19 protein-coding genes are annotated in these 20,012 nt (G+C 59.7%); 9 read left to right on the top strand and 10 right to left on the bottom strand.

The features are described 5' to 3' along the window. Positions 1 to 49 precede the first annotated feature (49 nt). A complete protein-coding gene (locus J4721_RS02520) occupies positions 50 to 2,290 on the bottom strand; it encodes a xanthine dehydrogenase family protein molybdopterin-binding subunit (RefSeq protein ID WP_211002042.1) in 2,241 nt (746 codons plus the stop codon). A gap of 4 nt (positions 2,291 to 2,294) precedes the next feature. Then, positions 2,295 to 2,759: a (2Fe-2S)-binding protein gene (locus tag J4721_RS02525; protein WP_061048843.1), complete on the bottom strand. Its 465-nt coding sequence runs from the start codon at positions 2,757 to 2,759 to the stop codon at positions 2,295 to 2,297. Positions 2,760 to 2,858: 99 nt separating this feature from the next. Between J4721_RS02525 and J4721_RS02530 the strand changes: the two genes are divergently transcribed. After that, positions 2,859 to 3,440: a TetR/AcrR family transcriptional regulator gene (locus tag J4721_RS02530; protein WP_102848841.1), complete on the top strand. Its 582-nt coding sequence runs from the start codon at positions 2,859 to 2,861 to the stop codon at positions 3,438 to 3,440. 38 nt (positions 3,441 to 3,478) lie between these two features. Here the strand turns inward: J4721_RS02530 and kynA are convergent, their stop codons facing one another. From kynA to J4721_RS02550, 4 genes are all read right to left on the bottom strand, one after another. Further along, complete coding sequence (gene kynA, locus J4721_RS02535; protein ID WP_211002043.1) at positions 3,479 to 4,312, bottom strand: tryptophan 2,3-dioxygenase; 834 nt, start codon at positions 4,310 to 4,312, stop codon at positions 3,479 to 3,481. Positions 4,313 to 4,464: 152 nt separating this feature from the next. Next, positions 4,465 to 5,658 (bottom strand): kynureninase, encoded by a 1,194-nt coding sequence (gene kynU / locus J4721_RS02540; RefSeq protein ID WP_211002044.1) that lies wholly within the window; start codon positions 5,656 to 5,658, stop codon positions 4,465 to 4,467. A 93-nt stretch (positions 5,659 to 5,751) separates the two neighbouring features. Further along, positions 5,752 to 6,150, bottom strand: coding sequence for an MmcQ/YjbR family DNA-binding protein (locus J4721_RS02545; protein WP_014874116.1), 399 nt, complete (start codon positions 6,148 to 6,150; stop codon positions 5,752 to 5,754). Next, entirely contained in the window at positions 6,150 to 6,902 is a 753-nt protein-coding gene (locus J4721_RS02550) for an SDR family NAD(P)-dependent oxidoreductase (RefSeq protein WP_014874117.1), read from the bottom strand. The genes J4721_RS02545 and J4721_RS02550 overlap by 1 nt, the downstream gene beginning before the upstream one ends. 246 nt (positions 6,903 to 7,148) lie before the next feature. On the opposite strand from J4721_RS02550, the gene J4721_RS02555 reads away from it, so the two are divergent. From J4721_RS02555 to J4721_RS02590, 8 genes are all read left to right on the top strand, one after another. After that, positions 7,149 to 8,102, top strand: a complete 954-nt coding sequence (locus J4721_RS02555; protein ID WP_044040894.1) for an MBL fold metallo-hydrolase — start codon at positions 7,149 to 7,151, stop codon at positions 8,100 to 8,102. Between the two features lie 286 nt (positions 8,103 to 8,388). Beyond that, positions 8,389 to 8,850, top strand: coding sequence for an isoprenylcysteine carboxylmethyltransferase family protein (locus J4721_RS02560; protein WP_211002045.1), 462 nt, complete (start codon positions 8,389 to 8,391; stop codon positions 8,848 to 8,850). A gap of 137 nt (positions 8,851 to 8,987) precedes the next feature. Further along, positions 8,988 to 10,559: a Re/Si-specific NAD(P)(+) transhydrogenase subunit alpha gene (locus J4721_RS02565; RefSeq protein WP_102858176.1), complete on the top strand. Its 1,572-nt coding sequence runs from the start codon at positions 8,988 to 8,990 to the stop codon at positions 10,557 to 10,559. A 13-nt stretch (positions 10,560 to 10,572) separates the two neighbouring features. Beyond that, a complete protein-coding gene (locus J4721_RS02570; protein WP_102874563.1) occupies positions 10,573 to 12,006 on the top strand; it encodes an NAD(P)(+) transhydrogenase (Re/Si-specific) subunit beta in 1,434 nt (477 codons plus the stop codon). 98 nt (positions 12,007 to 12,104) lie between these two features. After that, positions 12,105 to 12,479 (top strand): VOC family protein, encoded by a 375-nt coding sequence (locus J4721_RS02575; RefSeq protein WP_014879559.1) that lies wholly within the window; start codon positions 12,105 to 12,107, stop codon positions 12,477 to 12,479. 70 nt (positions 12,480 to 12,549) lie between these two features. Further along, on the top strand, positions 12,550 to 12,918 hold the full coding sequence (locus tag J4721_RS02580; protein WP_102858177.1) for a MerR family transcriptional regulator: 369 nt from the start codon (positions 12,550 to 12,552) through the stop codon (positions 12,916 to 12,918). Continuing rightward, entirely contained in the window at positions 12,911 to 13,348 is a 438-nt protein-coding gene (locus J4721_RS02585) for a carboxymuconolactone decarboxylase family protein (RefSeq protein ID WP_211002046.1), read from the top strand. Before J4721_RS02580 ends, J4721_RS02585 begins: the two co-directional genes overlap by 8 nt. Before the next feature lie 64 nt (positions 13,349 to 13,412). After that, entirely contained in the window at positions 13,413 to 14,693 is a 1,281-nt protein-coding gene (locus J4721_RS02590) for a DUF3422 family protein (protein ID WP_014879562.1), read from the top strand. Here the strand turns inward: J4721_RS02590 and J4721_RS02595 are convergent. The 4 genes from J4721_RS02595 to J4721_RS02610 form a co-directional block, all read right to left on the bottom strand. Further along, positions 14,629 to 15,702, bottom strand: coding sequence for a YeeE/YedE family protein (locus J4721_RS02595; RefSeq protein ID WP_211002047.1), 1,074 nt, complete (start codon positions 15,700 to 15,702; stop codon positions 14,629 to 14,631). The genes J4721_RS02590 and J4721_RS02595 overlap by 65 nt on opposite strands. A 284-nt stretch (positions 15,703 to 15,986) precedes the next feature. Further along, the gene (locus J4721_RS02600; protein ID WP_014874127.1) at positions 15,987 to 16,958 is read right to left on the bottom strand and encodes an ABC transporter permease; all 972 of its coding nucleotides are present in this window, start codon (positions 16,956 to 16,958) and stop codon (positions 15,987 to 15,989) included. Then, entirely contained in the window at positions 16,951 to 17,958 is a 1,008-nt protein-coding gene (locus tag J4721_RS02605) for an ABC transporter permease (RefSeq protein WP_014874128.1), read from the bottom strand. Before J4721_RS02605 ends, J4721_RS02600 begins: the two co-directional genes overlap by 8 nt. 149 nt (positions 17,959 to 18,107) lie before the next feature. Then, positions 18,108 to 19,808: a peptide ABC transporter substrate-binding protein gene (locus J4721_RS02610; protein ID WP_014874129.1), complete on the bottom strand. Its 1,701-nt coding sequence runs from the start codon at positions 19,806 to 19,808 to the stop codon at positions 18,108 to 18,110. Between the last annotated feature and the right edge of the window lie 204 nt (positions 19,809 to 20,012).

Here is a 20,012-nt window from a genome sequence, read left to right on the forward strand (position 1 = left end):
CAGTAGCAGCCTTTGTGGGCACCGCCTTTAGGGCGGTGCCGCTGGTCTTTCAGATCAACAGATCAAACTCATGCATCAGTGGCAGTTGCCGTGCGCGTTTGCCGGTCAGATCAAACAGCGCATTGGCCAATGCTGGTGCGGCAGGCGGTGTGCCGGGTTCACCGGCACCGCCCATACGAGGCTGGTTTTCCAGCAATTCCACCTGAACTGTCGGCATCGTGTGCATGCGCAGCGCGTCATAGTCGGGGAAGTTCTCCTGCTCGACCGCGCCGCCATCAATGGTGATCTCCCCAAAGCAGGCGGCGGATAGACCATAGACCATACCGCCAAACATCTGCGCGCGGGTGTTCTTCGGGTCGATGACGCGCCCCAGATCGGCGGCAATCCAGGCGTCAGTCATGCGGATCTGGCCATCCTGATCGGCCACTTCGATCACTTGAGCGACCGGTGTGCCAAAGCTGTAGGCCATGGCGACGCCACGCCCGATGCCGTCGGGTGTCTTGCCAGTCCAGCCAGACATGTCACGGACGGTCTCCAGCACCTTGGCTGCCGGTTCCCATTCGGCGCGGGCCAACTCCAGCCGGAACTCCAGCGGATCGCGTCCGGCGGCATGGGCCATCTCGTCAATGATACAATCTGAGAAGAACCCGTTGAAAGATGCGCCGACTGAGCGCCAGAAGCCGACGGGGAGCATGGGTTTGGCCAGATAGCCCTCTACCCGGAAGTTGGGAATGGCGAGCGGCTGATTGAAGGCCGCGTCCACATGTCCCTTGTCCGGGCCGCTCATCGGTAGGCCCAGCATTCGGCCTGCGCCCTCAACCGTGGTGGATTGGGCGGCAATCTTACCGTGGACCATGACCACTTTGCCGTCTTTGACCGCTGCACGATAGCGCGCGATGGCTCCGGGGCGGTAGACATCATGGCGCATGTCTTCCTCGCGGCTCCAGGTCAGTTGCACGGGGGTCCCTTGCATCTGCATCGCGATTTGGACGGCACGGTCGGTGTAGTCGGTTTCAATCCGCCGACCAAACCCACCGCCCAGATAGGTGGTGTTCACCTCCACCGCATCAACATCCAGCCCCGCAAGCGTGGCGGCTTTTTTCTGCACCACGGTCGGGCCTTGGTTCGGCGCCCAGATCTGCAAGCCATCGCGGGAATAAAGCGCGGTGGCATTCATCGGCTCCATCGTGGCGTGGGCGAGGTAAGGGAGGCGGTATTCAGCCTCGATCACGGTCGCGCCCTCTGGTAGCGCGTCCACATCGCCATCGTCCCGCATGGTGGAATTTGGAGTGGCGTCAAAACTGCGGGCGATTTCGTCAAAAATCGCCTCAGTCGTTTCGGGGTAGGGGGCTGCCTCCCACGTGACGTCAATGGCATCGACGGCCTGCTGGGCAAGCCAGGTGTTGCTGGCCACAACCGCAACAGCGTCGCCCAGGTCCAACACCTTTTCGACACCCGGCATGGTTTCGGCAGCGCTTGCATCAAAGCTCTTTTTGCCGACGCCGAAATGCGGGCTTTGCCGGATGGCGGCAAATTTCATGCCGGGCAGGCGGACGTCGACGCCAAATTCTGCCGTGCCCGTGACCTTGGCCACCATATCAATGCGCGGCACGTCCTTGCCGATCAACCGCCATTCAGAGGCCTTACGCAGATCGGTTTCGATGGGGGTCAGATTTGCAGCGGTACGGGCCAGATCTGCGTAGGGAAGGCGGGTGCCGTCAGGGGCGACGACATGGCCGTCCTCGGTCGTGAGCTGATCGCGGCTGATACCCAGTTGATCCGCCGCCGCCTGTTTCAACGTCTCGCGGGCGCTGGCGCCTGCATGGCGCATCCGCTCAAACCCGTCGCGCATGGAAGACGAACCGCCGGTCACTTGCAGATCAAGAAACTTGGCCATGTGGCCAACGATCTCACCCAAGGAATGTTGTAGAGCAGAGCCATCATAGCCACGCCCGGGCAGCGCCTCTGACATCATGGCGCTGTTGTAATAGGCCTTGGCAGCGGGGCCGTGCAGGACCGTGACTTTGGCCGGATCCACGTCCAGCTCTTCGGCGATCAGGCTGGCCCATGCAGATTTCACGCCCTGTCCCATCTCGGCCCTTGGCGCGATCAGCGTGACGCCGGATTGATCCACGAAAACAAAGGGGTTAAGGACCGCGCGGCCGTCCTTCTGTTCCAGAGGGTTGGGGGCAGGCTGGTGGTATTTATAGGTGCCAAAGGCGACGCCGCCGACGATGGCGGCAGAGCCGATGAGGAAGCTGCGGCGGGCGATTTTCTTGAGGCTGGCCATAAGATCAGGCCTCCTTCATCATGCTGGCGGCGTCATGGATGGCGGCGCGGATACGGGGGTAGGTGCCACAACGGCAGAGGTTGCCCTGCATCGCCTCGTCGATTTCGGCATCACTGGGGGAAGGGTTTTCCGCCAGTAGGCTGGCGGCCTGCATGATCTGGCCAGACTGGCAGTAGCCACATTGGGCCACCTGATTGGCGACCCAAGCCTTTTGCACGGCGGCCATTGTGTCGGGGGTGCCGACCCCTTCGATCGTGGTGACGTCGCCCCAGACGTCGGAGAGCGCCACCTGACAGGAGCGCACCGCCTCGCCATCGATATGCACCGTGCAGGCGCCGCAGGCCGCAACGCCGCAGCCAAATTTGGTGCCGGTCAGGCCAATCTCATCGCGCAGAACCCACAGCAGGGGCACGTCGTCCGGCAGGTCGACCTCATGCGGTGTTCCATTGATGCGAAGGGTGGTGGACATGGCGGGCTCTTCCTCGATTGGCTGACGTGATGACATAATTGACGTATTTTGTCAGAGTGTCAATTGACATAATTGGGGTGAACTGTCAGAAGCGGTTTCATGATGAGTTCGTCCAGCGACCCGAAACAACGCGCCATTCTTGAAGCGGCCTGGGGGGGATTTGCGACCTACGGGTATCGCAAGACCTCAATGGACGACATTGCAAGGCGGGCGGGCATGTCGCGGCCGGCGCTCTATCTGCACTTCAGAAACAAGGAAGCGATCCTGAAAGCGCTGATTGATGCGCATTATGCGGAGACTGCTGATCGGCTCCGCGCGGCACTGGCGTCTGAGGGTGCGATAGAGGCGCAGCTGCTTGCGGCCTTTGAGGCGCAGGGCGGTGAGGCGATGGAAGCAATGTTGAACACGCCCCATGGAATGGAAGTGCTGGAAGCCAGCATGAGCAGCGCCGGGGATCACATTGACGCAGGCGAGGCGCTCTTGCGGGATGTTTACGCGACATGGCTGGCTGAGATGGCCGCGGCTGGTGCCATACGGTTGACAGGCGCGGCGGAAGATGTGGCGCGCACATTTTGTAGCGCGATGAAAGGCGTCAAGCATACCTCTGCGGATTATGACAGCTATCGCGCTGGCGTACGTCAGTTGGGGCAGCTGTTTGCGGCGGGGCTTTCCCCGCGCTGAGGCAGACCCAGCAAAGGCCTGCCTCAGCGAGTGTCGTGTCAGAGCGCGGTGCGCAGGTGCCAGAGTTCGGGAAAGAGTTCCACCTCAAGCATCCGTTTCAGGTAGCTGACACCGCCGGTGCCGCCGGTGCCGCGCTTAAAGCCGATGACGCGTTCTACTGTGGTCACATGGTTGAAACGCCAGCGGCGGAAGTAGTCCTCAAAATCCACCAGCTTTTCTGCCAGTTCGTAGAGATCCCAATGCGCCTCGGTGTCGCGGTAGACTTCGCTCCATGCCGCCTCAACCGCGGGGTGGGGCGTGTAGGCCTCTGACAGGTTGCGGTTCAGCACCTCCTCCGGCAGGTCGAAGCGCTGACCAAGGGTCCGCAGCGCCACATCATAGAGCGAGGGCTGACTTAACTCTTCTTCCAGAAGGGCCAGAACGTCGGGTCGATGGGCGTGCGGGCGCAACATCGCCTTGTTGCGATTGCCCAGCATAAATTCGATCTGGCGGTACTGATGTGACTGAAAGCCCGAGCTTTGCCCCAACTCATCGCGAAAGGCGCTGTAATCTGAGGGCGTCATGGTGCGCAGCACGTCCCAGGCAGAATTCAGCTGTTCAAAGATACGGGCCACGCGGGCGAGCATCTTGAACGCCTCATGCGGTTTGTTCGCCAGCAGGCGACTGCGCGCAGCGGTCAACTCGTGAATGGCGAGACGCATCCAGAGTTCTGAGGTCTGATGCTGGATGATGAACAGCATCTCATCATGGGTGTTGGTCCAGGTTTTCTGTGCGTTCAGCAGCATATCCAGCGACAGGTAGTCACCATAGGACATACGTCCGTCAAACGACATCTGCGCGCCTTCTTTGGCGGGATCATAGGGGGTGGACATGGAAAGGCTCCTTGGTGTTCCGGTAGTGTATCAGATTGTGGAAACAGGAGCCTTTCTCGAATTGAGCGTGCCGCATTGGGCCAGCCGCCGCCACAAGGCGACCCAGCCGGCCGGACGGCACAGGGGCACGCGATATGCGGGCAGGGTTGCCATCAGGTGACGGCGTTGCGGGTTTTGTATTCGGCGCTGTCCCACAACGCGTTGGTCATGACGTCCTCTATGATATCGACGGCGGCCCGCACGTCGCCCTCGTCAATATAAAGCGGGGTAAAGCCAAAGCGCATGATATCCGGCGCACGGAAGTCACCAACCACGCCACGGGCAATCAGCGCCTGCATGGCGGCGTAGCCTTCGTGGAAGCGGAAAGACACCTGGCTGCCACGGACGGTACCGTCGCGGGGCGAGGCAAGTGTCAGATCGGGGCAGTGGGATTCGACCTCGGTAATGAACAGATCGCAGAGTTCAATGGATTTGGCACGGACATCGGCCATATCGGCCATGTCCCAGATATCCATTGAGGCCTCAAGTGCGGCGAGCTGCAATACGGGCGGGGTGCCGACCCGCATCCGTTCGATGCCGTTGCCGGGTTTATAGTTCAGATCGAAATCAAACGGGGCCGCGTGACCAAGCCAGCCAGAGAGTGCCGGGCGCGCCTTTTCCGCATGGCGGGGGGCGACATAGATGAAGGCCGGGCCGCCGGGGCCGCTGTTGAGGTATTTGTAGGTGCAGCCAACGGCGAAATCGGCCTTGCAACCTGCCAGATCCACTGGCAGCGCGCCTGCGGAGTGCGCCAGATCCCAGACCGTCACGACACCGGCGGCATGGGCCTGTTCGGTCAGGGCCTTCATGTCGTGTTTGCGACCGGTGCGATAATCAACTTCGGTCAGCATCAGCACGGCAATGTCGTCGGTGATATTGGCGCTGACCTCTTCCGGTGCAACGACGCGCAGGGAGTAGTCCGGGCCAAGCGATTTCACCAGGCCTTCGACCATGTAGAGGTCGGAGGGGAAGTTGCCGCTGTCGGACATGACCACCTTGCGGGTTGGGTTCAGTTCCAGCGCGGAGGCAACGGCCTGATAGACCTTGATCGACAGGGTGTCGCCCATCACAACATGGCCGGGTTCGGCGCCGATCAGGCGGGCAATCCGGTCGCCAATGGCGGTGGGTTTCTGCATCCAGCCAGCTTTGTTCCAGCCAGTGATGAGCATTTCGCCCCATTCGTCCTCGATCGTGCCGCGAACCCGTTCAGCGGTGGCGCTGGGCATCGGGCCGAGTGAATTTCCGTCGAGGTAGATCATCCCCTCTGGCAGGGAAAACATGGCCTTGGTTGCGGCAAAATCGGTCATCTGAACCTCGTGAGCATGGATGGTCTGGCGGTTACATATTTTAGGCTTAAAGCTTCTGAAGTGCTATCGCATCGGACCGCGTCTGTCCAGAGTTTAGGATCCAGGATCCGCGCTGGCTTCGCCACCCGGCTGCGGTTCTGGGATGCCCAGCTCGGCGCGCTTGCGTTTTGACAGGCCCGCGGTGACGAGGCTGTAGGACAGGCTGATCTGTTCCTTCAGTTCGGCGTCGCTGAGGCCGGGGTCCTTGAAATGCTGCAGCCATTTCATCCCGCGCGAGGCCAGGTAGGGCGCTGGGCGGACGCCCGGCCGTTCTTGCAGAACCTCAAAGGCGATCTCTCCGGTCTTGAAGGTAAAGGCGTCCTTGCCATCGGCCCAACCGCAGATGGCAAAGACCTTGCCACCTGCCTTCCAGACGTCTGCATTGCCCCATTGAACCACATGGGATGTCGCCGGGAATGTGGCGCAGAAGCTGTTGAACTCCTCGCGGGTCATCAGGTCTGCCCACCTGCGATTTCAATGGTCTGCCCATTGATCGACTGGGAGCCGGGCCCGCAAAGCCACAGTAGGGCGGCAGCGACTTCATCGGGCAGAATCAGGCGTTTGTGGCGATTGGCGGAGACCATGATCTTGAGCGCATCTTCCTCACTGACGCCTGCGCGCTGAGAAATTGAGGTCACGTTACGGTCGATGATCGGTGTGTCCACGTAGCCGGGGCAGAGCGCGTTGAATGTATAAGGCGTGCCCAGATAATCCTCGCTCAGCGACCGGGTCAGGCCAATCAGCCCATGTTTGCTGGCCGAATAGCAGGGCGCCCCCTGCAACCCGCGCAGACCTGCGATGGAGGACACGGTCACGACGCGGCCCCAGTCGGTCTGGCGCATGGATTTCATAGATTCACGGATGGTCAGAAAGGCGCCGTCCAGATTTGTGGCCATCATGTTGCGCCAGAATTCCATCGACATCTTATGCAGGGCCTTGCCCTCGGCGATGCCTGCATTGGGCACACAGATCTGGATCGGCCCGCGGGCGGCAGTGGCAGCGTCGATCTTGGCGATGACATCCGCTTCGTCACGTACATCCATCGCCAGCGGATGCAGTCCTTCGGTTGCGACCTCCTCCAGCACCTCCTGCCTGCGTCCGGTGATGGTGACCTCTGCGCCTTCAGCGGCCAGCGCCTGTGCCATCGCCAGACCAATGCCGGTGCCTCCGCCGGTGATCAACGCGTGTTTTCCCTTGAGTGTCATGGCCTTGCTCCGCCTTTGGTGTTTATTTCCGGGTTATCTACCGGTTGTGCAAAGAGCCTAACCGTCGCGTGATGGCAGGCAAGATCTCCGTCCCGTCACTTTGTCCGGCATTTAAGAGCCACGGATATGGGGCACGGGAATTTTGTCGCTTTGGGTCACCACGGAGATGTTGTTTACATAAATATTCCAATGTGTGAATGTCATGCCGAAGGTGGCGACAGGTCACCGTTGCAGATGGAGGATGATATGAAAACTCTCGCCCTTGGCCTAGTGGTCACGCTGATATCGCCCGCAGCTGCGCTGGCGAGCGAAGATATTGCCGACCAATACCCCCAATCCGAGCTCTATGCCAAACCCGTTGAGGTGATTCCGCAGGTGTTTTCCGCCATCGGTGCCACCGCGCCGCCAACCTATGAGAACGCAGGTCACAACAATAATCTCAGTTTTGTGGTGACCACCGAAGGCGTTGTTGTGATCAATGCGGGTGCATCTGATGCGCTGGCTGCCGCGCTCCATGCGGAGATCAAGACGGTGACCGATCAGCCGGTGGTGCTGGTGATCAATGAAAACGGGCAGGGCCACGCAATGCTGGGCAATGGCTATTGGCGCGATCAGGGTGTGGATGTTCTGGCGCATGTGGATGCCACAGCAGAGGTGACGGAAAACGGTCATTTCATCCTGCAGGGCATGCAAAGCTACAACAAGGACAGGGCAGGGGAGACGCGGATTGAACCGGCCAACCTCAGCTTTGAGGATCGGTATGATCTGTCGCTGGGGGGCGTCGATTTTCAGATCCTGCATCTGGGCCCGGCCCATGATCCGGGCGATACTCAGGTCTGGATTCCACAGTGGGGCATTCTGATTGCGGGAGATATCGCATTTCATGAACGGATGTTGCCGATTTTTGAACACACCTGCACCAGTTGCTGGATCGAGACCTGGCAGGAGAAGCTGGAGCCCCTGAACCCGACCTATGTAATCCCCGGTCACGGCCATCCGACCAATTTTGATCAGGTGAGGCGCTACACGCTGGACTACCTCGTGGATCTGCGCAGCAAGATTGGTGCCCATATCGAAGAGGGCGGCGATCTGGCGTCGGCTTATTACGTGGATCAGGCCCGCTGGCAGCAGTTGGACACCTTTGAGGAGTTGGCGACCAAGAATGCAGGCCGCGTCTATGAGGAAATGGAGTGGGAATAGTCCAAGCCTGCCTTATCCTTGGCTGGTGACGGTCTTGTGAGGACAGATGGATTCCATTTGCGGCGCCGCTTCCGGTAAGCATGCCAAAGTATACGTGGTCATTTGTAACATTATGTGCAGGATCATGCCGCAAACGGAACGGATTCGCCGTTCCGCGACCATTTTGGGCAATCTGTCCTTATCCTTCGGTCGTCCTGTTCGGGGGCTGGACCTTCTGACCACTTAGGGGAAAACTGCCGCTGATGTGCCTATCAAAAGACAAGGGTCGCCCGGAGTGTCGCCTGCAATGAAATGGATCGACGTGCCTCCGGTGTGGCTGCTGGGGTTTGCTGTACTGGCGTGGTGTCAGGCGAAGTTCCTGCCCTTGGGGCTGGGGTTTTCAACGGGCCCCATTGCCGCGATCATTGATCTGCTGAGCGGTTTGTTGGTCGGGGCGGGAATTGTGCTGATGTTGCTGGCCGTTACAGAGATGCGGCGCCAGAAGACAACGCTTCACCCGCATGGGGATCCAAGCCAGCTGGTGCAATCTGGTATTTTCAAAAGCAGCCGCAATCCGATCTACCTTGGCGATTGCCTGCTTCTGCTGGGGCTGGTCCTGCGGTTTGATGCGGTTCTGTCGCTGGCACTGTTGCCAATTTTTGTCTGGGTGCTGGAGCGGCGGTTCATTCTGCCGGAAGAAAACCGGCTGCGCAGGCAATTTCGCGCGGACTGGGCGCGGTACGAACAAGAGACACGGCGATGGCTGTGATGGATTTGCGGCAATGCGGCAATCCGTTGCGGCGACGCAGCGAAACTGTTGCGCAAAAATGTTGCGCAATGTAGTCAAAATATTTGCGATACGTGCTCAGTAAATCTGGCGCGGGGACAAAGAGGGGGACCGACAAGGTGAAAATAGGCACGCCAAAAGAAGTGTTTGAGGGCGAGGCGCGGGTTGCGATGACCCCGGACTCTGCGGTTCAGCTGCAAAAGCTGGGCTATACCTGTGCGATTGAGACCGGCGCAGGTGCGGCGGCGGGATTTGCAGATGCCACATATGAGGCTGTTGGCGTTGAGATCGTCAAAACACCGGCCGCCCTGTGGAAAGCGGCGGATATCGTGGCCAAGGTGCGCCAGCCGACCGAGACGGAACTGAAGCGGATGACAGCGGGCAAGACGCTGATCTCCTTCTTCAACCCGGGGGGCAATGAGGCCGGTATGGAGCTTGCGCGCTCCAAGGGCGCCAATGTGATTGCGATGGAAATGGTGCCGCGGATTTCCCGCGCGCAAAAGATGGACGCGCTGTCCTCCATGGCCAATATCGCGGGTTATCGCGCGGTGATCGAGGCGGGGAATAACTTTGGTCGGTTCTTCACCGGTCAGATCACGGCAGCGGGCAAGGTGCCCCCGGCCAAGGTTCTGGTTGTCGGGGCAGGCGTTGCCGGTCTGGCCGCGATTGGGGCATCCACCAGCCTTGGCGCGATCACCTATGCCTTTGACGTGCGCCCGGAAGTGGCTGAGCAGGTCGAAAGCATGGGCGCAGAGTTCGTCTATCTCGATTTTGAGGAAAGCCAGCAGGACGGCGCGGCAACCGGTGGCTATGCGGCTGTCTCCAGCCCCGAGTTCCGCGAGGCCCAGTTGGCCAAGTTCCGCGAATTGGCCCCTGATGTTGATATCGTCATCACCACCGCGCTGATCCCCAACCGCGAGGCTCCTAAGCTGTGGCTTGAGGATATGGTTGCGGCAATGAAGCCTGGGTCCGTCATCATTGACCTTGCAGCTGAAAAAGGCGGCAATGTCGAAGGCACGGTGATGGACGAGAAGGTCGTGACCGAGAATGGCGTGACTATCATCGGCTATACCGATTTCCCGAGCCGCATGGCCGCGCAGGCCTCGACACTTTATGCCACCAACATCCGCCATATGATGACTGACCTGACGCCCGAGAAGGACGGTCAGATCAATCACGACATGGAAGACGATGTTATTCGGGGTGCGACGGTCACCTTTGAGAAGGAAATCACCTTCCCGCCGCCACCGCCCAAGGTGCAGGCCATCGCGGCCCAGCCGAAGAAAGAGGTGAAGGAGCTGACGCCCGAAGAGAAGCGGGAGCAGGAAGTCGAAGCCTTCAAGCAGCAGACCAAGAACCAGGTCACCCTGCTGGCTGTCGGCGGTGCCTTGGTGCTGTTTGTGGGACTGTTTGCACCCGCCAGCTTCATGCAGCATTTCATCGTGTTTGCGCTGGCCTGTTTCGTGGGCTTCCAGGTGATCTGGGGCGTTGCACACTCGCTGCATACACCGCTGATGGCTGTCACCAATGCGATTTCCTCGATCATTATCCTTGGTGCGTTGATGCAGATCGGGTCTGGGTCGTTCCTTGTGATCTTCCTTGCGGCACTGTCAGTGTTCATGGCCGGGATCAATATCTTCGGCGGTTTCCTCGTCACCCGGCGCATGCTTGCCATGTTCCAGAAATCTTAAGGAGGCCGGCATAATGGACTTTGGCTTTACAACTGCCGCCTATGTGGTTGCGGCTGTTCTCTTCATCTTGTCGCTGGGCGGTCTGAGCGGTCAGGAAAGCGCGAAACGCGCGGTTTGGTACGGTATCGCCGGTATGGCGCTGGCGGTTCTGGCAACGCTGATTGGCCCCGGTGCTGGTCTGTGGCTGTTGTCGATCATCTTGATCGCCGCAGGCGGTATCATCGGCTACTACGTCGCCAAACGCGTGCAGATGACCGAAATGCCGCAACTGGTTGCGGCGATGCACTCGCTGGTGGGGCTGGCTGCGGTGTTCGTGGGCTTCATCGCCCATATCGAGCTGGGTCGCGTTCTGGCGATGGATGACACCGCCAAGAAGGCGCTCGAAGGATTTGGTGCGCTTCTGGCCAAGAAAGACGGTGTTGAGATCGCAATCCTGCGGGTTGAACTGTTCCTCGGTGTCTTCATCGGTGCTGTGACCTTTACCGGGTCGGTGATTGCCTATGGCAAGCTGGCAGGCAAAGTGTCCTCGGCGGCGACCAAACTGCCGGGCGGCCATATGCTGAACGCCGGTGCTGCGGGTCTCTCGCTGATCTGTCTGATTTGGTATTTTAACACTGGTGGTCTCTTCCCGCTGTTCCTGATGACTCTGGCGGCGCTGTTTATCGGCTACCACCTGATCATGGGTATTGGCGGCGCGGATATGCCCGTGGTTGTCTCGATGCTGAACAGCTACTCAGGCTGGGCCGCAGCGGCGATTGGCTTCTCGCTGGGCAATGATCTGTTGATCGTGGTTGGTGCGCTTGTGGGTTCCTCTGGTGCGATCCTCAGCTACATCATGTGCAAGGCGATGAACCGGTCGTTTGTGTCGGTGATCCTTGGTGGTTTTGGCGGCACGGCGGGTCCGGCGATGGAGATCGACGGTGAGCAGATCGCGATTGATGCCGATGGTGTGGCCGCAGCCCTAGATGAGGCCGACAGTGTCGTCATCATCCCTGGCTACGGTATGGCAGTGGCGCAGGCCCAGCAGAATGTGGCTGAGCTGACCCGCCGTCTGCGCGCCAAGGGCAAGAACGTCCGCTTTGCGATCCATCCGGTTGCAGGTCGTTTGCCGGGTCATATGAACGTGCTCCTCGCAGAGGCGAAAGTGCCTTACGACATCGTGCTGGAAATGGATGAGATCAACGACGATTTCCCGGAAACCGACGTGGCGATTGTCATTGGCTCCAACGACATCGTGAACCCGGCGGCACAGGAAGACCCGAACTCGCCCATCGCTGGCATGCCAGTGCTGGAATGCTGGAAGGCGAAACAAGTGTTTGTCTCAAAACGGGGGCAGGGTACGGGCTACTCGGGCATCGAGAACCCGCTGTTCTTCAAGGAGAACACGCGCATGTTCTATGGCGATGCCAAGGCCAGCCTGGATAAACTGCTGACTATGATCAGCTGATTGTTCACCTCATCGCTGCACACATCGAAAGAGCGCTCCTGACAGGGCGCTCTTTTTCTTTGGGCCTGTGGTACCATAGGGCAGCCGAGGAGGATGATATGGAAAAGGCCCAAGGCATAGGTGGCGTGTTTTTCCGCGCCAAAGACCCCGAAGCGCTCAGCCGATGGTACAATGACCATCTGGGAATCGACCCTGTTGGGGGGACACCCTGGATGCAACAAGGGGGGTATACTGTCTTTGCCCCGTTTGCCGAGGATACCGATTATTTCGGAGATCAGACCAAGCAGTGGATGATCAATTTCCGGGTGACGGATCTGGCCGCGATGATCGCACAGCTGACCGCCGCAGACATTGCTGTTGAGACGCGGCCGGAGTGGGACGGTGAGATTGGCTATTTCGCGCGGTTGCATGACCCGGAAGGCAATCCGATAGAACTTTGGCAACCGATTGGACGGGCTGCAGATACTGCTTGAGCTGGAGTGTACTCCAACCGCTAGGGTGTTCCGACTCACCCATGATGGGTGGGCAGCAAGAGAGACGTGCATGAAGATTTCAGAAGTGGCGATGGCCACAGGCCTGAGCGTGGATACCCTGCGCTTTTACGAGAAGATCGGGTTGATCGATCCGCCCGCGCGCAATGCCGCCGGGCGGCGGGTCTATGATCGCGAGATCCTCGGCTGGATCCGTTTTCTGGGCCAGTTGAACGCCACCGGTATGAAACAGGCGGATCGCGTCCGCTATGCCCGGTTGCGTGCAAAGGGGCGGGACACACTGGCTGAACGGCGCGAAATGCTGGAGGCCCACCGCGAGGTGATCCGCCGACAGCTGGAGCAGCTTCATGACACGCTTGCCCTGATGGATCGCAAGGTGGCGATCTACCACGACTTGGAAAAGGAAAGCGCAGATGTCTGACGCATTGACCAATGGCCGCAATCTTCTGGCAAAGATGAACCCAAATCTGGAAGCGATTTTGGCAGAGCGCTACGACGCACATCTGCCGGGAATGGCGGAGAGCCTGGTGGAATGGGCCTATGGGCGCCACTACGCGCGTGAAGGTCTGGACCTGCGCACACGGCAGCTCTGTACGATTGCCGCGCTGACGGCGCTGGGCGCTCAGACGACGCCGCAGTTGAAGATAAACATCGCCCACACCCGTGCGGCGGGGGCAAGCGAAGCCGAGATTCTGGAGGTCATCTGGCAGATGGCGATCTATGGCGGCATGCCTGCGGCCATCAATGGTTTGAATGCGCGATTGAGGTGTTCGAGGCGGCGTAATGCCGATGTCTGGCGTCGAGTATTCCGTGATTGTATACGGTTGTATCCTGTTAAAGCTTTGAAATAACGTAATTCTTTACAGGTTGCTCCACCTCGGCTAACTTGTGGTCTGCTGCTCAGGGAGACCACAGATGCCGCCGATCCAAGACCACCCGCTGCGCTACCAGCTGGCCAATGAGCTGCATGCCCGCCCTTTCCCGACGATGAGCAACCCCTCAACGGTGATCTATCTTGCGATCAAACAGCCGCAAGAGGCGGTGCATCGTGATCGTAGCCAGGACCTCGCGCATCTGGTGGCCTTGCTGGACCGGCATGGTGTGCCGCATCCCAAACCGGGTGCGACGCATCATTCCGCGCAACTGGGGCGTCATACCCTGAAATGGGAACAGCATACCGAGTTCGTGTCCTACACGCTGTATTTTGATGGCATCAGCGAGCGCCCTTACGATCCTGCGGATTTCGATGTGTTCCCGTCTGATTGGCTGTCCGAGGCGCCGGGCCAACGCATTACCTCGCTGATGTTGCGGGTCCTGCCACGCGGCGAGGTTGCGGATGTGCGCCGCGCGCTGACCGATTGGTTTGTCCCTGAGAGTCTGGCCGTTGCGCGGGTGCTGGATGACAGCTGTGTGGTGGCTGGGGATTTCCGTATTGATCCAGCCGGTCACATGCGGTTTGCCGTCTTTCCGAACAGGGAGACGGGCGCCCAGCGGATTGGCCGGGTGGTGCAGCGTCTTTGCGAGATCGAAACATATCGCGCCATGTCGATGCTCGGGTTTTCCCGGGCGCGCGGCCTCAGCCCAACGATAGGGGCGCTTGATACACATCTGAGCGAAATGATGGTGGAGATGACCGGCGACCGAATGCCCGCCGAACAGACATTGTCGCAGCTGCTGATCGTCTCTGCTGAGTTGGAAGCGATGGCAGCGCAGGCTGCGTTTCGCTTTGGGGCGACGGGGGCCTATGATGCGCTGGTCAACCAGCGCATTGCGCTGCTGCGGGAGGCTCGGTTTGAAGGGTATCAGACCTTTGCCGAGTTCATGTTGCGCCGGTTTGAGCCTGCCATGCGGACCGTAAAATCGACCGAAGGACGGCTGGCCACTTTGGCAGACAGGGCACGGCGTGCAGGGGAACTGTTGCGGACCCGCGTGGATGTTGAACGCAGCGCACAAAATCAGGCGCTGTTGGAAAGCATGGACCGGCGCGCCGATATGGCGTTGCGTCTGCAGCACACGGTGGAGGGGCTGTCAGTGGTTGCGATCAGCTACTATGCCGTGTCGCTGGCGTCTTATGCGCTCTACCCCCTGGCCAAGGTCTTGGACCTCAGCAAGGGCATGATGACGGCAGCGCTTACTCTGCCGGTTGTACTGCTGGTGTGGCTCGCTGTGCGCCAGATCCGGAAGCGGCTGCATTGAGCCAGGCATTTGCGGCCAGGCCACCTGCTGCGATTGACGCCAGCGCCAGCACCGCGGCAAGGCTGAGTGTCGGAATACCCGCAAGGCCTGCACCAACGGTGCAACCGCCTGCCAGAACACCGCCAACACCCATCAGCACAGCGCCACTGAGGTAGCGGCCGGTCTGGCGCGGGCTCTCAAAGCTCTGCCATTGAAAACTTCCACTCACAAGGGCGGCGACCAGCGCGCCGATCAGCACGCCACCGACCAGACCAGTACCAAAGCCAGCCGGTACTGCGCTGGAGGCCAGCGTGTAGAACAGGGTCTCGGCAGAGGGCGCGGTAAACGACAGGCTTTCCATCGCAATCGGGTCAAATTCGTCGAACAGCACATAGCCAGTGCCCACCCAGGCAAGCGGCACCAGCGCGCCGATCAGTGCCCCGCCGAGCAGTGGCAGCGCACGATTGCCGGAGCGCAGGGCCAGAACAAGCGCAGCAGCAGCGATCACTGCGGCAACCACCAAGGGCGCACCGGTCAGTGTCGCCAACGAGGCATAGTCGCTGACCGGCAAGGTTACGCCGCCAATCCAAGTGCGCAACGGAGCAAGCACGCCTTTAAGCGTGGCATGGGCAACAATGGCAAAGGTCACGATCACCACCAGCGCGCGTAGGTTACCGCTGCCGGTCAGCACCATCAGCCGGGAGACACAGCCGCGTGTCAGCACCATCCCGACGCCGAACATCAACCCGCCAAGGATCACGGCAGCAATGGGCAGATCGGCCACCATCAGGCGATGCTCGGCAAAGCTGATCCAGCCAAGCGCCACACCCGCCTGTGTCCCGAGAACGGCGACAGCCAGTGCCATCGCCCAGACACCTGCGGCCTGTCGGCGATCCTCACCGACCACGGCGCGGCGAAAGCAAAACCGGGTCAGCTGCGCGAGGCCGCCAAAGAGGATTCCGAGACCCAGGGCAAACAGGACCGAAACCGCGCGGGCGGTGGTGTCTTCAAAGCCAAGTGTTTCGAACATATTCGGTCTCCGTGACTGCGGCAGGGCTGCGACGAGATTCGTCGCTTTTGGAATATTTTCCCGAAATGACTGTTTTGTCGGCGGTGGGCAAGCCTCGGATCCAGATGTGACCACGCAGCGTGTAGGAGAATATTCTGTCTGGGTCGGTCTATCTGGGCCAGACGTCCTGACGCGTTCGCAACAGGCAAAAACAAACCGGCCACCTTGGGAGAGTGGCCGGTTGATATGTTTTTATTTGAATGTGTAGGGGTGTTCGCCGCTACACGAGCCTCTCGGTGGGGGGCTCAGCGGCCCCGGATCCGCGGATCCAGCGCATCACGCAGACCGTCGCCAAGGTAGTTGACGCTCAGCACGGTCATGGAAATCGCCATGCCGGGCCAGAACACCCGCTCGGGATACTGCTGAAGATAATCCGTCGCATCATAGAGCAGGCGGCCCCATGTGGGGAAATCCGGCGGGAAGCCAAGGCCGAGGAAGGACAAAGCCGACTCGGTGATGATGGCGGTCGCAATCCCCAGTGTGGCCGAGACCATGATGGGCGACAGCACATTGGGCAGAATGTGACGCGAGATCAGCTTGGTGTTGGTGGTCCCGATGGAGCGCGCGGCCAGCACGAACTCGCGTTCCTTGATCGCCAGCACATCGCCCCGCACAATTCGTGCGGTGGGCATCCAACTGGTGATACCGATGGAGGCCACGATCAGGATGAAAATCCCCTGTTCCGGTCCAAAGGTTGCGTTCAGCGGCTCGCGGAACAGCAGCATCATGACCAACAGCAGTGGCAACAGAGGCAGCGCCAGGAACAGATCGGTCAGACGCATCAGCGGGCCGTCGAGCCGTTTGAAGAACCCGGCCATCACGCCAACCAGCGAACCGAGGAACAAGGCCAGCAGCATTGCAGTCAGACCAACCGAAACAGATGTCGCCCCCCCTGCCATCATCCGGGCCAGCATGTCGCGCCCCAGCTGATCTGTACCAAAGGGGTGCGCCCAGCTGGGGCCTTGGTTACGTGCGCGAATATCAATGCGCGTGGCATCGATGTCCCAGAAAAACGGTCCAAGATAAACCGTCAGTACAATCAGCAGGAACAAGGCCCCGCCAAGCATAGCGCCCTTGTGCGATTTGAACTGATCCCACACATCCAGCCATTGGCTGCGGGGCGGTTGGTCCAGCTCTTCCATCACACCTGCTGCGGGCAGGGCGGTGGAGGCGGGGGCAATCCCTTCGTCGGGAACCAGACGGTCCTTATCAGTCATAGCGGATCCTCGGGTCTAGAATGCCATAGAGCACGTCTGCGATCAGGTTGAAGAGAACAATCAGCACCGCGAAGATGAAGGTCAGTGTCTGCACCATCGGCAGGTCGTTGGCCTCAATCGCGCCGATCAGCAGCTGACCGATGCCGTTCACCTTGAACACCTGTTCAGTGATGATGGCGCCGCCGAAGATCGCGGGAATGCCCAAGGCAATCACGGTGACCACGGGAATCATTGAATTGCGCAGCACATGGACCATCACAACCACATATTCGCTGAGGCCCTTGGCGCGGGCAGTGCGGACATAATCCTGGTTGAGGTTGTCCAGCATCGAGGCGCGCATGAAGCGGCTGAGCTGTGCGGTGATTTGCAAGGCCAGAACCATGACCGGCATGACCATCTGTTGCAGCTGTTTGACGAAGGAGTCCCAACTGTTCACCACATGAGTGGTGTCATAGATGGAGGGGAACCAACCAAGCTGAACCGAGAAAATCACGATCACCAATACGCCGGAGAAGAACGGCGGCACCGAGAAGCCGACCATCGACACAAAGGTGCCGACCTGATCGAACCAGCTGTACTGGCGGTAGGCCGAATAAATGCCGATAGGCAGGGCGATGGCGATCGCGACCAGATAGGCAGTGCCCACAACCCAGAGGGTCTGCGGCATGCGCTGCACAACGATATCCATCACCGGCGAGCGGGTCTGCCAGGAGATCACGCGCAGGTCACCGGCTGAAAAGCTGGTGCCAAAATAATGGTCGATCAGAACCTGAGGTTCGATCCAGAAGAACTGTACGATCCATTTCCAGAATCGGATATGCGCGGGTTGGCCAAGGCCAAGCGCCTCACGCATCTTTTCTTTGACTTCGGGGGGGACGGTCAGAGGGACCTGAGCCATCGGGTCACCGGGCGCGAGTTCAAGCAGCAAAAAGATAACAAGGCTGATGAACAGAAGCGTCGGAACCGACAGGACAAGGCGTCTGATTGTAAAGGTCAGCATCCAGTAGGCGCCTTTGCAATTGGAAGAATAGGGTGGAACTGGGCGGTCTTTTGCCTGAGATCCATTTCTGGCCGATGCAATGACGTCATTCGGACGTAAATGGCAAGAGGCCCCGGCGCGTTACCGGGGCCACTGCAGGCGTTAGACGCTTACTCGGTGCGGTGCCAGTCAGCTGCGTTCCACAGCTCGGTGTCCCAGACGTTCAGATCCACGCCACCCAGGGTGTTGGAGCGCGCGGACAGACGACCACGGTGAACCAGTGGAATCATGCCACCTTTTTCGACAATGATATCGTTCAGGCGCTTGGCGATTTCCGCGCGCGCTTCCAGACCAGCCGTTTGGGACAGTTCGGCGTGCAGCTTGTCGAATTCCTCGTCGCAGAAGCGGGAGATGTTCTCACCCTGCCACTGGCTGTCAGGGCGCGGTGCCTTGTCGCACAGACCGTTGCCCAGATAGGACTGCGGGTCGGTGCCGTTGAAGGTGTTGGCGTACATTTCGACGTCAGCATAGAACTTCTGGAAGGTGTCGGGGGAACCCGGATCACCACCGAAGAAGACCGAAGAGTTGATGTTGCGCAGCTCGGTTTCAATGCCGATTTCGCTCCACCACTGTTTGATCAGCGCCTGGAAATCCTGACGCACAGCGTTGGTCGATGTCTGGTACAGGATCTTCATTGGCTTGCCGTCGGGTGTTTCCCGCACGCCATCACCGTTGGTGTCCTTGTAGCCGGCTTCGTCCAGCATTGCGTTTGCGGCGGCGATGTCTTGAGTCGAGCAGTCGAAGGTATCCGACGCAAAGGCTGCAGGGGCAGGAACCCAGTTACAGCCGACTTTGCCTGCCTTGCCATAACCGATTTCCACCAGTAGCGGACGGTCGATGGCCAGAGACAGGGCTTTGTAGACCGCAGGATCGCTGAGGAACGGATGCGGGCGGATCACCGAACGCTCATCCGGGCCAAGCGCCGGATCGGGGTTGGTATTGTTCAGCATGATACGTTCAACCAGAGGACCAAAGCCCGCGACTGGCACACCTTTGCCGCCGGTTTCCATCTGCGCGATGACTTCGGGGGCCAGCTGGAGATTCCAGGCGTAGTCGAACTCGCCGGTTTCCATAACGGCACGACCGGCTGCGGTTGCGTCGCCGCCACCTTTGAACAGAACCTTGGCAAAGGCAGGCTTCGCCGGATCACGGTAGTTGGTGTTGGCCGACATGGTGATCACGTCGTTGGGCTTGAACTCATCCACCACAAACGGACCGGTGCCGATGGGCGCAAAGTTGGCGGTGGTGCATTCAGGCGCTTTGGCGCCGACGCAATCAGCAAACTGCGCAGCCTGGATGATCGGGCTTTCGCCGCCCACAAACGGGCCATAAGGGAAGGGGGTCGGTTTGTCGAAGGTGACCTTGACTGTCAGATCATCAACAGCCTCGACGTTGGTGACGCCTTCGAATTTGGTGACCTGTGCGCAGCCGCCTTCGGGGTGCATGCAGTAGTCAGCGGTGAATTTCACATCCTTGGATGTGAAAGGCGTGCCATCGGACCAGAGAAGGCCGGGCTTGATTTTCCAGGTGATCGAAGTGAGATCTTCGCTCACGCCGCCATTGTCGACAGTGGGGATCTCTTCAACCAGATATGGGACCATTTCGCCCTGTGGGTCGTAGCGTGCGAGCGGTTCGATCACCAACGACGCCGATTCCACATCCTTGGTACCGCCCGACAGGAACGGGTTCAGGATGGACGGGGCTTGCCAATAAATAATGTTTACCTGGCCGTCCGATCCCCGTTCGGCAAAGGCTGCGGGGGCAAGCGCGGCTGACGCAATTGCACCCAGCAAAAGGGTCTTGATTTTCATAATTCACTCCTTGTCGGACACGTATGTGCCTTCTTTATGACCGGGTTTGTTGCACCCCGGAGATTTGCCACATCGCTGTGGTCTGTGCGTTTGAGCACGCGGTCTCCGCCGGGTTGTGGCTGCGATCACGTTACCGCGATCATGGCTTGCAACCGGAGGCAGGCGTGGCTGCACTGTCGGTATCGAATACAGACTTCTGCCAAA

The organism is Phaeobacter sp. HS011 (assembly GCF_018101215.1).
GTDB classification, from domain to species: domain Bacteria; phylum Pseudomonadota; class Alphaproteobacteria; order Rhodobacterales; family Rhodobacteraceae; genus Phaeobacter; species Phaeobacter inhibens.

Bases quoted from the DNA above. Each gene is read 5' to 3' on its own strand.
- J4721_RS02545 (WP_014874116.1), bottom strand. From the start codon at position 6,150: ATGACCCGCGAGGAGTTCAACAGCTTCTGCGCCACATTCCCGGCGACA.
- J4721_RS02585 (WP_211002046.1), top strand. From the start codon at position 12,911: ATGTCTGACGCATTGACCAATGGCCGCAATCTTCTGGCAAAGATGAAC.
- J4721_RS02550 (WP_014874117.1), bottom strand. From the start codon at position 6,902: ATGACACTCAAGGGAAAACACGCGTTGATCACCGGCGGAGGCACCGGC.
- J4721_RS02560 (WP_211002045.1), top strand. From the start codon at position 8,389: ATGAAATGGATCGACGTGCCTCCGGTGTGGCTGCTGGGGTTTGCTGTA.
- kynA (WP_211002043.1), bottom strand. From the start codon at position 4,312: ATGTCCACCCCCTATGATCCCGCCAAAGAAGGCGCGCAGATGTCGTTT.
- J4721_RS02605 (WP_014874128.1), bottom strand. From the start codon at position 17,958: ATGCTGACCTTTACAATCAGACGCCTTGTCCTGTCGGTTCCGACGCTT.
- J4721_RS02590 (WP_014879562.1), top strand. From the start codon at position 13,413: ATGCCGCCGATCCAAGACCACCCGCTGCGCTACCAGCTGGCCAATGAG.
- J4721_RS02575 (WP_014879559.1), top strand. From the start codon at position 12,105: ATGGAAAAGGCCCAAGGCATAGGTGGCGTGTTTTTCCGCGCCAAAGAC.
- kynU (WP_211002044.1), bottom strand. From the start codon at position 5,658: ATGACCGATTTTGCCGCAACCAAGGCCATGTTTTCCCTGCCAGAGGGG.
- J4721_RS02530 (WP_102848841.1), top strand. From the start codon at position 2,859: ATGATGAGTTCGTCCAGCGACCCGAAACAACGCGCCATTCTTGAAGCG.
- J4721_RS02595 (WP_211002047.1), bottom strand. From the start codon at position 15,702: ATGTTCGAAACACTTGGCTTTGAAGACACCACCGCCCGCGCGGTTTCG.
- J4721_RS02600 (WP_014874127.1), bottom strand. From the start codon at position 16,958: ATGACTGATAAGGACCGTCTGGTTCCCGACGAAGGGATTGCCCCCGCC.
- J4721_RS02610 (WP_014874129.1), bottom strand. From the start codon at position 19,808: ATGAAAATCAAGACCCTTTTGCTGGGTGCAATTGCGTCAGCCGCGCTT.
- J4721_RS02580 (WP_102858177.1), top strand. From the start codon at position 12,550: ATGAAGATTTCAGAAGTGGCGATGGCCACAGGCCTGAGCGTGGATACC.
- J4721_RS02570 (WP_102874563.1), top strand. From the start codon at position 10,573: ATGGACTTTGGCTTTACAACTGCCGCCTATGTGGTTGCGGCTGTTCTC.
- J4721_RS02520 (WP_211002042.1), bottom strand. From the start codon at position 2,290: ATGGCCAGCCTCAAGAAAATCGCCCGCCGCAGCTTCCTCATCGGCTCT.
- J4721_RS02525 (WP_061048843.1), bottom strand. From the start codon at position 2,759: ATGTCCACCACCCTTCGCATCAATGGAACACCGCATGAGGTCGACCTG.
- J4721_RS02555 (WP_044040894.1), top strand. From the start codon at position 7,149: ATGAAAACTCTCGCCCTTGGCCTAGTGGTCACGCTGATATCGCCCGCA.